This window comes from Vreelandella sp. DA03-1M, from assembly GCF_055725665.1.
In genome coordinates this window covers 3,853,955-3,865,950 of the sequence record NZ_CM146798.1, presented here as the reverse complement: position 1 = coordinate 3,865,950, position 11,996 = coordinate 3,853,955, and the positions used below count along the sequence as shown (strand labels likewise).

The 11,996-nt window shown below is 55.3% G+C and carries 11 protein-coding genes; 8 read left to right on the top strand and 3 right to left on the bottom strand.

The window, feature by feature from the left end; translation table 11 throughout:
- Nucleotides 1-11: 11 nt before the first annotated feature.
- Nucleotides 12-1,175, bottom strand: coding sequence for a fumarylacetoacetate hydrolase family protein (locus ACXUPB_RS18040; RefSeq protein WP_035561357.1), 1,164 nt, complete (start codon nt 1,173-1,175; stop codon nt 12-14).
- A gap of 237 nt (nt 1,176-1,412) precedes the next feature.
- Between ACXUPB_RS18040 and ACXUPB_RS18035 the strand changes: the two genes are divergently transcribed.
- The 8 genes from ACXUPB_RS18035 to nanR all read left to right on the top strand — a co-directional run bounded on the left by ACXUPB_RS18035 (nt 1,413) and on the right by nanR (nt 9,516).
- Nucleotides 1,413-2,177, top strand: coding sequence for an SDR family NAD(P)-dependent oxidoreductase (locus ACXUPB_RS18035; RefSeq protein ID WP_179916915.1), 765 nt, complete (start codon nt 1,413-1,415; stop codon nt 2,175-2,177).
- Nucleotides 2,174-3,175 (top strand): 4-hydroxythreonine-4-phosphate dehydrogenase PdxA, encoded by a 1,002-nt coding sequence (pdxA, locus tag ACXUPB_RS18030; protein WP_472953776.1) that lies wholly within the window; start codon nt 2,174-2,176, stop codon nt 3,173-3,175. The genes ACXUPB_RS18035 and pdxA overlap by 4 nt, the downstream gene beginning before the upstream one ends.
- A complete protein-coding gene (locus ACXUPB_RS18025; RefSeq protein ID WP_179916917.1) occupies nt 3,172-4,368 on the top strand; it encodes a four-carbon acid sugar kinase family protein in 1,197 nt (398 codons plus the stop codon). The genes pdxA and ACXUPB_RS18025 overlap by 4 nt, the downstream gene beginning before the upstream one ends.
- Nucleotides 4,369-4,527: 159 nt before the next feature.
- Nucleotides 4,528-5,529: a sialic acid TRAP transporter substrate-binding protein SiaP gene (locus ACXUPB_RS18020; RefSeq protein WP_035561368.1), complete on the top strand. Its 1,002-nt coding sequence runs from the start codon at nt 4,528-4,530 to the stop codon at nt 5,527-5,529.
- Between the two features lie 109 nt (nt 5,530-5,638).
- Entirely contained in the window at nt 5,639-6,172 is a 534-nt protein-coding gene (locus ACXUPB_RS18015; protein ID WP_035561371.1) for a TRAP transporter small permease, read from the top strand.
- A 38-nt stretch (nt 6,173-6,210) separates the two neighbouring features.
- A complete protein-coding gene (locus ACXUPB_RS18010; RefSeq protein ID WP_035561374.1) occupies nt 6,211-7,590 on the top strand; it encodes a TRAP transporter large permease in 1,380 nt (459 codons plus the stop codon).
- A gap of 62 nt (nt 7,591-7,652) precedes the next feature.
- Nucleotides 7,653-8,729 carry an Ldh family oxidoreductase gene (locus ACXUPB_RS18005; protein ID WP_472953773.1) on the top strand — a complete coding sequence of 359 codons (1,077 nt, stop codon included), beginning with the start codon at nt 7,653-7,655 and terminating at the stop codon, nt 8,727-8,729.
- A gap of 64 nt (nt 8,730-8,793) precedes the next feature.
- A complete protein-coding gene (nanR, locus tag ACXUPB_RS18000) occupies nt 8,794-9,516 on the top strand; it encodes a transcriptional regulator NanR (protein WP_472953770.1) in 723 nt (240 codons plus the stop codon).
- A gap of 171 nt (nt 9,517-9,687) precedes the next feature.
- Here nanR and ACXUPB_RS17995 read toward each other — a convergent pair whose 3' ends face one another.
- A complete protein-coding gene (locus ACXUPB_RS17995; protein ID WP_472953768.1) occupies nt 9,688-10,824 on the bottom strand; it encodes an ABC transporter substrate-binding protein in 1,137 nt (378 codons plus the stop codon).
- Nucleotides 10,821-11,978 (bottom strand): CaiB/BaiF CoA transferase family protein, encoded by a 1,158-nt coding sequence (locus ACXUPB_RS17990; protein ID WP_035561386.1) that lies wholly within the window; start codon nt 11,976-11,978, stop codon nt 10,821-10,823. The genes ACXUPB_RS17995 and ACXUPB_RS17990 overlap by 4 nt, the downstream gene beginning before the upstream one ends.
- Between the last annotated feature and the right edge of the window lie 18 nt (nt 11,979-11,996).

The following is an 11,996-nucleotide window of genomic DNA, read 5'->3' as shown; positions in this document are numbered from 1 at the left end:
GGGGGTGAAATTTAACGGCGCGCTAGGTGGCGCATCAGTTCGCGAATGCCGTAGGTCCAGGGCGGTAGCTGATCGCTTCTGCCTACCCGGTTGACCAGTGCGCCCAGCGCTGGGGTGGCAATGGTGACGCGATCACCCAGGTGATGGGTAAAGCCCTGGCCTTGGCCGTCGCGGTCCTGAATCGGCGAGAACATAGTGCCCAGGAACAGCATAAAACCGTCCGGGTATTGGTGGTGGGCGCCGATGGTTTGGCTAACCAAGTCCAACGGGTCGCGGCTGATCTCGCGCATATCGCTTTCGCCCTGGAGCAGGAAGTCGTCGTCTTCGCCCTCGATACGTAGCGATACCTGGCAGTTGCGCACGCTGTCGATATCGAAGTGATCGTCAAACAGGCGAATGAACGGGCCGAGTGAGCAGGAGGCGTTGTTATCTTTCGCCTTACCCAGCAACAAGGCGCTACGCCCCTCGACATCACGCAGGTTGACGTCGTTGCCCAGAGTGGCACCGCGAACTTTCCCACGGCTATCGACGGCCAGCACGATTTCGGGTTCAGGATTGTTCCATTGAGAAGAGGGGTGTAAGCCTACAGGCGTGCCAAAACCCACCGATGAGAGCGGCTGGGATTTGGTGAACACCTCCGCATCGGGGCCGATGCCGACTTCCATGTATTGTGACCACCCTCCGCGTGCCTGAAGCGCCTTTTTCAGCGACATCGCCTCTTCAGAACCCGGCACCATCTTGGAAAGATCTGTGCCGATCAGTGCTTGAAGATCCTCACGCAGTGCAACTGCCCGCGCCGGGTCGCCGCCCGCTTGCTCTTCGATCACTCGCTCCAAAAGGCTAACGGCAAAGGTGACGCCGCACGCTTTAACGGCCTGCACATCACAAGGCGCAAGCAGGTAGGGCGCTTGTGGCTGGGGTAGCTGAGAGTTTTCCAGCAGTGCCTCAACACTGCACAGATGGGGACCTTCCGCCTGCTGCACTACCGCTTGTAGGTCGTCGCGTTCCAGCAGGTCAGCCATGGTGGGGCCAAAGGCGGTAATGTCGATCACCTGGCCGTTGTTGACAGTGACTAGCGCGGGGCCGGGATGGCTGCCTTCCAGCCAAACGCGGCCAACCAGCAGCGCGTTACCCAGGTCGGCGGGAAGTGTATCCGTCGATGAAAGTGGCTTCATGTGCTTCTCCATTCGTTCTTAGAATTAGTTTTAATCGTTAGCAGTGGTAGGCGACTGGCGCTAAACAAGCCATCGCCTATCATGTTATAGATGTCGTGTTGTATGACAGGTATGCCAGTTCATGGCTTACTTTAGCGCACCGTTCCATTTCGGGTCGATAGTTAAATCTATCTGGATAAAGACGGTGGCGCTAAGCACAGCGCTCACCATAAAACAAAAAGTGTTAAGGAGAATTTCATGTTAGACGAGTGGAAAGGTAAGCGAGTATTGATCACCGGTGCCAGCCGTGGCATTGGCGCGGCGGTTGCGAAACAGCTGGGGGCATTAGGAGCCCACGTAGCGGTGCACTATCACAGCAGTGAAGCCCCCGCTGAAACAGTGGCTCAGGCGATTCGCGATGCGGGTGGGGACGCTTTTACCCTGAAAGCAGACGTCAGCCACACTCGCGAGACCCAAAAACTCGTCGACGATGCCGCCGAACGTCTGGGCGGTTTAGACCTGTTGATCAATAACGCTGGCGACATGCTGGGCCGTGTTGGTTTAGAGGAAATGGATGATGATCAATATGACCGGGTCATGGATCTCAATGTTCGCTCGGTTGTGATGGCCAGCCGCGCAGCGCTGCCGCATTTTCGCCGCGCAGGCGGCGGAAATATCATTCACACCACCTCGATTGCCGCACGCAATGGCGGCGGGGGTGGCGCTGGCCTGTACGCCTCAGCAAAAGGCTTTGTGAGTACGATCACGCGTAATATGGCCAAGGAACTGGCGGGAGATAATATTCGCGTTAATGCCGTTGCCCCTGGCACGATTGCTACCGATTTTCATGATCGTCACTCAAGCGAGGCGCATCTCAACGCAGCGCGGGCATCGATCCCCATGGGCCGGTTAGGCACGTCGGAAGAGTGTGTCGGGGCTTATGTTTTCCTCGGAACAGAAACGCTGAGTGGTTATGTCACCGGTCAGATCATCGAGGTCAACGGCGGGCAGCTAATGCCATGAATAGCTCTCCACGCTGTTATGAAATCGCGATCACCATGGGCGATCCTGCCGGTATCGGCCCCGAAATCATTTGCCGCGCCTTGAGTGCTATGTCCGCTGCTGAGCGCGCCACAACGATGGTCATCGGTGACCCAGCGATTTATCGCCGGGCAGCGGCGAGTATTGGCGCCGCGCTTGAATTCGTGCCACTAGAGCAGGCACAAAGCGGTAAGGATCATGTGGCGGTCGGCGTGGTCGAGCTGCCAAAAGGCGTTGAGGTCCCTGATGGACAAATCAGCGCCGGGGCGGGCGATATGGCGTTTCGCTGCGTTCAAAAAGCCGTAGAACTGGTGCAGGCGGGGCGGGCCCAGGTGATCGTCACCGCCCCACTGAACAAGGCCGCGCTGCATGAAGCCGGGCACCACTATGATGGCCACACCGGGATGCTGGCATCGCTGACCGGCGCGCCCTCATCGTTCATGCTGCTGGCATCTAAGACGCTCTCGACGCTGCATGTGTCCACCCACGTTTCGCTGCGCGATGCGATCGATCGAGTCACCCCCGAACGCATCATTGCCACCGTTGAGGCGGGGCATGCGCACTTGCTAGCGTTGGGCATGAAGGCGCCGCGCATTGCCGTGGCAGGCCTTAACCCGCATTGCGGCGAAGGCGGTATTTTTGGCGATGAAGATAGCCGCTGTATCGCCCCAGCGGTGGAGCGCTTGCGCGAGCGTGGTTTTGATGTGAGCGGGCCTATCTCGGCAGATACGGTGTTTTACCGCGCCTCAAAAGGCGAGTTCGATTTGGTTATCGCCCAGTATCACGACCAGGGCCATATCCCCGTCAAACTGATTGCTTTTGATACTACGGTGAATGTCAGCCTCGGCTTACCGCTTCAGCGCACCTCGGTGGATCACGGCACCGCCTTTGATATTGCCTGGCAGGGCAAAGCCGATGCCACCAATATGGGGTCTGCGATTGCCTATGCCCGGCGGTTAGCCAGTGGCGCCAAAGCATGAGTAGCTGCCGATTGGCGATTATTGCCGACGATCTTTCGGGCGCGCTGGATACTGCCGCTCCGTTTGCCGCGCGGGGCGCAGATGCCCGCGTGGTGATCAGCCTGGAGGCATTAGCAACAACGCTTGAGGCGTGGCAAGGGCAGTGGCCAGCGGTTATCGCCGTGAATACCGAATCCCGTCATTTAAAGGCCGAGGAGTCGGCGCTTCGGGTAAGTGAAGCAGTGTGTTTACTCAGGCGAGTAGCGCCTCAGCAGTGGTTCAAGAAAGTCGATTCGACCCTGCGTGGCCAAGTAGTGGCTGAGTGTAAAGCGCTGCGAGAAGCGCTTGGTTTGCCCCTGCTGCTGGCGCCTGCGGTGCCCGCCCAGGGTAGGACCGTTCGCGACGCAGAAGTATGGGTGGATGGTCTGCCACTGGCAGAAACAGACTACCAGCAGGATGCCCGCTCAGCGCCGCTGGCAGGCCCCATCGATGTCGCTTTTGCCGCCGGTGGCTTGCCCCTGCAGCGCTATCGCCCGGGGCAGGCAACATCGCTCCCCAGCGAAGATTATATCGCTGATGCCGAGAGCGATGAGGAGCTTGCAGCAGTTTATAACCTTATGGATACCGACAGTCACCATGCCATGGCGGGTGCGGCGGGATTGGCAACGGCGATGGCTCAACGCTGCTTTGGAGCACCTGAGTCGCCGTGTCGAACGCTCCACAACGTCAATAAAGTGCTTTATGCCGTGGGGTCGAGAAGCGCTCGCGCTGCGGAGCAACTGATGCAGCTGCGCCAGCACTTCTCCCATTTGAGCGTTATTGAAGTGAGCGCTGATAAGTTCGCTACCCGTGCTTCAAATGCCTGCGTGGTGGTGCCAGAATCCGGCACCCAGCGTACGGCCGGTGAAGTGTCCGGGGCGATGGCCGCCCAGGTGGCGTCGATCACCTCGCACTGGCAGCAGGATGAGGAGAGCCTGCTGTTTTTAACCGGTGGAGATATCGCCATGGCCGTGCTGTCTCGGCTAGGCGTGAGCCATATTGGCGTTGAAGCCGAGTGTTCACCTGGCGTGGCGCTCGGCTATATCGATGGCGACCCCCGGCGCCGTGTGATGACCAAAGCGGGTGGCTTTGGCGATCCACAGCTGCTCGTGCGCTTACATGATCAGTTCAGTCTTCGCCTAAATCGTCATCGGCACGATGAAAATCCTGAGTGAGAAGGTTGCGCAATGGTAGGCGACCAACTAGGTTTGAAATGGGTGGTATGACACGTATACAGCTCTATGGTCGGTTACGTCGTATACCACTGCTCACCTAATAATTAACTACAGATCACAATAGCCAACAATAAATCCAATGGTTATGAGGAGTACACGATGAGCCACAAACGCCAACACTCGCTGAAAATGGCCCGCCTGCTAACGGCCACGCTAATCGCCGGGGGGCTATCAGTGACCGGCGCTGTGCATGCGCAGGAAGAACTCAACTTCGCTCACGTCTACGAGACATCCGAGCCCTACCACGAGTGGGCGCTTTGGGCAGCGGATGAAATCGAGGAACGCACTGACGGCCGTTACGCAATCAATGTGCATGCAGCGTCGTCGCTTGGTAAGGAATCGGATATCAACGAAGGTCTACAGCTGGGTACCGTCGATCTGATCTACACCGGCAACCAGTTTGCAGGGCGCTTCTATGGCCCGGTAGGCATTGCTGGCGCACCCTATATGTTCCGCGATTTTGAGCATTGGCAGGCTTACGCCGATAGCGATTTGTTCGATGAAATCGCCCAGGGCTACCAGGATGAAACTGGTAACGTACCGTTAGCCATGAATTACTACGGCCGCCGTCATGTAACGTCCAACGAACCGATCAATACGCCTGAAGACATGGAAGGCCTAAAAATACGTACGCCCAATGCCCCCATGTACATGATGTTCCCCGAAGCGGTGGGCGCTAACCCAACCCCTATCGCTTTCGCTGAAGTCTATTTGGCGCTCCAGCAGGGCGTCGTGGATGCCCAAGAGAATCCGCTGCCGACCATTCGCGCCAAAGCGTTTCATGAGGTACAGGACTACATCAACCTGACCGGACATATTACCGACTCGCTGATTACCATTGCCGGTGGCCCGCTGTGGAACCGTCTTTCCGAGGAAGACCGCGAGATTTTCCGTGAGGTCTACACCGAAGCGGGTCAGCGCATCACCCAGGACATTCTTCAATCCGAGGAAGAGCTGGTGGCTTGGTTCGAAGAGCAGGGTGTGACCGTCAATGAGGTGGATATCGAACCCTTCCGCGAAGCTACGATTCCGGCCCATAACGGTGAAGCGGCGACATGGGATCAGGAAACCTACGATCGTCTTCAGGCGATCGGCCAGTAATGCCGTGAGGCCTGGTTTTTCCAGAAGCCATACGTTTCCGGGATCGTTTTTTTCGTAGACCAAGACTCGCCCCGCCCAAGCCTTGGGTGGGGCGAAGCGGGAGCCTTCCATGAGCCAAACTGAGCCCACTGACGAGACCAGCCTCGCAGGTCTCGACGATGATTCCTTCAACATCCATGACTATGCCCTGGAGGATTTCCTGACGCTTGGGATCTTCTGGCTGCTGGCACTGGATGTCTTTATGCAGTTTTTCAGCCGCTATGTGCTGGGTAATTCCATCGCCTGGACGGAGGAGATGGCGCGCTATCTATTGGTCATGGTGGGCTTTATGGGTAGCACCATGGCGGTGCGAAAAGGGTCGCATATCGCTGTGGAATTTTTCTATCGCTACATGCCGGGGTGGCTGGGTCGCGTAATGTCGACACTGGTAGACCTGATCAATATTGCTTTCTTCGCCAGCATGGCCTGGATCACCTTCAAACTGGCTAATCGCACCAGTGCCATGATGGCCTCGGTGGACATCCCTAAAAGCTGGCTTTACTACCTAGTGATGGTGGGCTTTATCCTCATGCTGGTGAGAGGGGTGCAGGTGGCTATTCGTCACTGGCGCTCGGGCACCAGTGAACTGCTCAATACCCAATAACAATACGCCAACACGCTACTCTCTCGGAGATCACCCCAATGCCCAACATTCTGGCTGTGAGGCGCGGCGGTGCGATAGTGCCGCCATTGGTTGCGGCTGTCGCGATACTCGGCTGTATCGCCCTGGCCGCCACTCAGCACTATTTACTGTTCCTGTTTGCGGCGCTCTTCACTCTGCTGGTGATGGGGGTGCCGATCGCTATTAGTCTTGCTGGCTCGTGCCTGCTGTATGTGCTGCTGACCGGCAGAGTGCCCGATGTGGTGGTGATGCACCGCATGATCAACGGCGTCGACAGCTTTCCCCTGTTGGCGATTCCGTTTTTTATACTCGCCGGTAATCTGATGAATAACGGCGGCATTACCGTGCGGATATTTGATTTTGCCAAGGCGTTGATGGGCTGGATGCGGGGCGGCCTGGGTCACGTCAATGTAGGCGCCAGCATCGTCTTTTCCGGCATGTCCGGCGCCGCAGTCGCCGATGCTGGGGGGCTGGGTACCATTGAAATCAAGGCCATGAAAGATGCCGGTTACGACGAGGGGTTCTCGGTGGGGATCACCGCGGCGTCTTCGACCATCGGCCCGATTATTCCGCCGAGTCTGCCAATGGTTATCTATGGCGTAATGGCTTCAGTGTCGGTCGGCCAGCTGTTCGTCGCCGGTCTGGTGCCGGGCCTGTTGATGGGGCTGGTGCTCATGGCCATGATCACGATCATATCCCGGCGCCGCGGCTATACCCGCGATGCGGTGTTCTCGCTTCCGGTGCTTGGTCATACGTTCAAGCGTGCCTTTTTATCATTATTAACGCCGGTCATCATCGTTGGCGGCATCATGACGGGGGCCTTCACGCCTACCGAAGCGGCGATTGCTGCGGTGGTCTACGCCTTGGTGCTGGGGGGAGTGGTTTATCGTAACCTGACCTGGCGCCGCCTGCTCAAGGTGAGCATGGAAACGATCGAAACCACTGCCGTGATCCTGTTGATCGTCGCTGGTGCCTCGATATTTGCCTGGATATTGACCAGCAACCAGGTCACTCAGCATGTGGTTACTCTGCTCGGTCCATTTGCCGACAATCCCATCGCCACGCTGATCATTATCAACTTGGTGCTGATCGTAGTGGGCTGCTTTATGGAGACCATTGCGGCGATCACCATCCTGGTGCCGGTACTGTTGCCGGTGGCCGTTACCGCCGGTGTCGATCCGGTGCACTTCGGCGTAATCATGGTGCTCAACCTGATGATCGGCTTGTTAACGCCGCCGGTCGGTATGGTGCTGTATGTACTGTCGCGAGTGTCCGGCATCTCTTTTGAAAAGTGCATGCGTGGCACGCTGCCGTTCCTGGTGCCGCTGGTCATCGCCTTGCTGTTAGTGACCTTTATTCCGGCCATCTCGCTGTGGCTACCGACGCTAATTTACCGTTAAGCATTACCGGGGCTGACCACTGGTCAGCCAATAGCCCGACTGAAGCCAGGAGCTATTGATTAATGAGAGATACATCGTCAAATTTTCGCGTCGCTCGTGAAGACCTTGCCCGCTTCATGCAAGCCGCTCTGAAGGCGGCAGGTGCTGCCCAGGCATCGGCGAACGCGGTCACTCACGCGCTGATTACCGCCTCACGTATGGGAACCGACAGCCACGGCCTGCGTCTGCTGCCCCACTATCTACAGGTGCTCAAGGGCGGGCGGATCAACGGCGCGCCCGACATGCAGTTCCACCAGCGCCTGGCAGCGACCGGTTTTCTGGACGCTGACAACGGGTTAGGGCACCTCGCGGGGTATACCGCCATGGAGCATGCCATGGCAATGGCAGAAAAGGTGGGCATGGGTGCCGTCGCGGTGGGTAACTCATCGCACTTTGGGGCAGCGGGGTGCTATGCGTTGGCAGCGGCCGAGCGCGGTTATCTCGGCATGGCGTTCTGCAATTCGGACCCTTTTGTGCTGCTGCATGAGGGTGCCAAGCCGTTCCATGGCACCAACCCAATCGCCTTTGCAGCGCCGGTGGCGGGCGAGTCGCCTTACCTGCTGGATATGGCGACTAGCTCGGTGCCCTGGAATCGCGTGCAGCAGTTCGGTGCGATTGGCCGTGAACTTCCGGATCAAGTCGCGGCGGATGCTGCCGGGCAGGTAAGCCGCGTTCCTAGTGAAGTGGCCGCACTGTTGCCGCTGGGCGGCAGCGGCTTCGGCTTCAAGGGTGCGGGGCTGGGTGGCATGGTGGAGGTTCTGAGTTCAATGCTGTCGGGTATGCAGCACGGCTTTCGGCTGCTGCCGATGGGCGGGCCTGATATGTCGACACCGCGCGGCGTCGGCCACTTTTTTCTGGTTATGAAACCGGATGCCTTCGTGGATGCTGGCACCTTTGCCCGCGGAATGGCCGAGTATTTGGCCGACCTGCGTGCCCAGCCTGCTGCACCCAACGCCCAGGTGATGGCGCCTGGGGATCGAGAATGGCGCTGCCAGGCTCTGCGCGACGCCGAAGGCATTCCGCTCGATTCTGCCAATCAAATAGCCTATGCCGAGATCGCCGAGCAGTACCAAATAACGCCGCTCTCTCAGCTGGTTTGAAGGATAATGACGAGAAATGCAGTAAAATGGCGGCGAATTCCAGGTTAACCAGGGGTGACTGCCTATGAGCAGATACCGGATCGAGCGTAAAACGCTGTCCGAACAGGTCGCTGAACAGCTCGAGGCGGAGATTCTCGAAGGGCGGCTAAGTGAAAATGATCAATTGCCGTCAGAACGGGAATTGATGGAGCAGTTTGGCGTTGGCAGGCCTGCTGTGCGCGAGGCGCTTTTCCACCTGCAGCAGCTTGGGCTTATCGCCATTAATAGCGGCACGCGCGCTAGGGTGATTCGTCCCACTGCTGAGGCGGTGATGGCGAGGCTTTCCGGCGTTACCCGGCAACTGCTTTCCAAGCCCGATGGCCAGCAGTATTTTCAGGAAGCGCGGGCCATGTTTGAAATCTCGTTGGTGCGCTACGCGGCCCGCCACGCCAGCGAGGAGGACCTTGCTAGGCTTCATGCTGCGTTGGCGGATAATCGCGATGCGATTGGCGACGAGGCTCGCTTCAAACGCTCTGATAACGACTTCCATGGCGTGTTGGCGAGTATTGGCCGTAACCCCATTTTCGATGCCATCCACGTGGCACTTTCCGAATGGCTGGATGATCGCCGTGCGCTGGTGTTGCAGCAAAAAGATGAAGATAAAGCCGCGACCGCCGCCCACACCGAAATCATTGCTGCCATTGAGTCCCGCGACCCGGACGCGGCCGAGGCGGCCATGCAGCGCCACCTTGATCGCCATTACGGCACTTATATGCAACTAAAAAAGCGCCTCTCGGATGCATCCTAGCGTCTGTATATGCGTGCTAGCTAGCTTTCGCGTTTACCATCCATAAGTCGGGAAACGTCACACTGATTGTCATATGGCAGTTAGGCCAAGGTAGCCAAGTCACAATGCCAGGGAGGGTGGTAATAAGGGTGGCTTGGATAGGCTTGTTAAGTACACTATGAGTTATAGCTGTTACCTATTTCTGCTCCTCTTGTACAGGGCGTTAATATCCGTAATCACCGTTTCAGCCTGCTCACGTTTTTTCAGCCCAAGACTAAGCCGTTCTGATGCTGCATTCTGAAAGTGCATATATCCATTATGTCGAGGACGAACAAATGATGTCTCTAAAGTAGATAGCGTATTCGAATAAAAACCATGGGTGGCAAGGTTTACATGCTTATCGTGCCAAGCCATCGCATGCCCAGGCTGACCACCTGACGCCGCATAGGATAAGCGCTGAACTTCACTGCTGGCGATCCAATAAGCAAACTTCATAGCCTCTTCACGATGCTCGCTTAAGGCAGATACGGCGATACCTGTTCCACCCAATACTGAGCCGGCAGGCACGCCATTCCTGGCAATACTAGGTATATCTGAAAACGCGAGTAAGTTAGGTCTGAATCCTTCAAGTGCGTAGCTTACATAGCCATAACCATAAGGCATCACAGCAAAAGAGCTATTAGGTGCCGACATCGCTTCAAGTGCAGCAATTGGATCCATTTCAAAGCATTGTGGATCGAGTAAGCTTACCAACTCATCTAATAAGCGATAAGTTTTGACCCCTTCAGCCATGTTTATAAGATCACCATCTCCAGTATTACATGGGCAACCTTGATTAGCGGCTAAAGTATAAAAGCACATCAGTGCATGAGGGGATCGAAGCGGTAAAATAACTTGCCCATTTTTCGCCAGCTCTATTATTTCTTCCCAACATTTAGGAGGCTGAGAAATAATATCTGGGCGATAGGCTTGTACTTGGGCTGCAGCATCAATTGGCAGTGCCCACTGTTGCCCTTTCCAGAAATAGCTTTTATAAGAAGGGCCCACCGAGTGCTGTAGATATTCATCCAGGATGCCTTGTTGATTGCCACTATCAAGTGGCACAAGACATTCGCTAGCCGTAATCTGTCCTACATGAGGGTGATCGATCACTATCAGGTCATAGTTTTTTGCCAACTCTTCAACAGGAAACGATTCAAAATCTTGTAAACTGCGTTTATCCCAAGAGACTTCAATTCCAGTCTCCTGCATAAAGAGAGTGGAGCAGTGGACCATTGGGTCGTAGCCTCTAGGGTGGCTCCAAGTCATACCCTTAAGTTTTAATGTCATATTCCTAATTCCATTCTTATTAAGTCGCTATGCTCACCAACACGAGGGGCCGCACGCAAATTCGTAATGGGGCGCTCACCGTTAATTCTTATCGGTGAGCGTGTGGTTCTAATCGACACACCACCCTCTTGCTCGGCGACCTGAAGCATATCAAGGGAGGAGAAGCCCTCATGATTTATTAGTTCATCCCATTGAAGAACTTTAGAGCACCAAATATCCATGGGTTCGAGGATGGAAAGCCAATGCTCTGTATCTTGTTCTTTAAGTTTATGAGATAGAATTTCTTTAATTTCATCTCTAGCAGTAAACCAACTTTTGGGGTTGTCTCGATAAACTGTTAGAGCGGGTATTCCGAGAAGATCAGCTAAATCCCCAATGGGCGTCATAGCAATCGCTAAATAACCATTTTTTGTTGGATATACCCCATAAGGCGCCGCTAAATACGCATGCGCATTGCGACTCTTAGCGCGCTTTGGCGGTCGACCACCATCATTTAGATGAGTAGTAAGTACTTCAAACTGCAGGTCTATAAGTGCTTCCATGAGGCTTGTTTCCACATGACAGCCAACCCCTTTAACACCCCTTTGAACTAAGCCAGCTAAAACGCCTTGTACGATAGCTGAACCAGCAAGTATGTCAGCTACAGCTAACCCCATAGGAACAGGGCCTTGGGTGTCATCTCCTGTTAACCACATGATTCCAGAACGCGATTGCGCCAATAAATCTTGTCCTGGAGTGCCTGACCACGGCCCCTCTTTTCCATAGCCTGAAATTGATGCATAGATCAATTTAGGATTGATCGCTTTTACAGAATGATAATCTAAGCCAAGCCGCTCAATCACGCCGGGTCGAAAATTTTGAATGAGCACATCTGCTTTCGAAAGTAATTTACGTAATACAGTTAAGTCTTCAGGTGACTTAAGGTCTAGCGCCAAGCTTTCTTTATTGCGATTAATGGCATGGAATAGCGTCGAGTCTCCTCCAATATCTGTGTCACTCATATAAAGCGTTCTTGCAATATCGCCTGTTTCAGGTCTCTCTATTTTGATAACACGTGCGCCTAAGTCCATCAGTCGCAATGAAGCATACGGTCCTGAAAGAAACTGGCTAAGATCGATTACCGTTAGTCCGCTCAGCGGTAGATTCTCAGACATAATAAATTCCTTTATTCA

Coding starts and splice junctions, on each gene's coding strand:
- ACXUPB_RS18040 (WP_035561357.1), bottom strand. CDS start 1,175: ATGAAGCCACTTTCATCGACGGATACACTTCCCGCCGACCTGGGTAAC.
- ACXUPB_RS18005 (WP_472953773.1), top strand. CDS start 7,653: ATGAGAGATACATCGTCAAATTTTCGCGTCGCTCGTGAAGACCTTGCC.
- ACXUPB_RS18010 (WP_035561374.1), top strand. CDS start 6,211: ATGCCCAACATTCTGGCTGTGAGGCGCGGCGGTGCGATAGTGCCGCCA.
- ACXUPB_RS17990 (WP_035561386.1), bottom strand. CDS start 11,978: ATGTCTGAGAATCTACCGCTGAGCGGACTAACGGTAATCGATCTTAGC.
- pdxA (WP_472953776.1), top strand. CDS start 2,174: ATGAATAGCTCTCCACGCTGTTATGAAATCGCGATCACCATGGGCGAT.
- ACXUPB_RS17995 (WP_472953768.1), bottom strand. CDS start 10,824: ATGACATTAAAACTTAAGGGTATGACTTGGAGCCACCCTAGAGGCTAC.
- ACXUPB_RS18020 (WP_035561368.1), top strand. CDS start 4,528: ATGAGCCACAAACGCCAACACTCGCTGAAAATGGCCCGCCTGCTAACG.
- ACXUPB_RS18015 (WP_035561371.1), top strand. CDS start 5,639: ATGAGCCAAACTGAGCCCACTGACGAGACCAGCCTCGCAGGTCTCGAC.
- nanR (WP_472953770.1), top strand. CDS start 8,794: ATGAGCAGATACCGGATCGAGCGTAAAACGCTGTCCGAACAGGTCGCT.
- ACXUPB_RS18025 (WP_179916917.1), top strand. CDS start 3,172: ATGAGTAGCTGCCGATTGGCGATTATTGCCGACGATCTTTCGGGCGCG.
- ACXUPB_RS18035 (WP_179916915.1), top strand. CDS start 1,413: ATGTTAGACGAGTGGAAAGGTAAGCGAGTATTGATCACCGGTGCCAGC.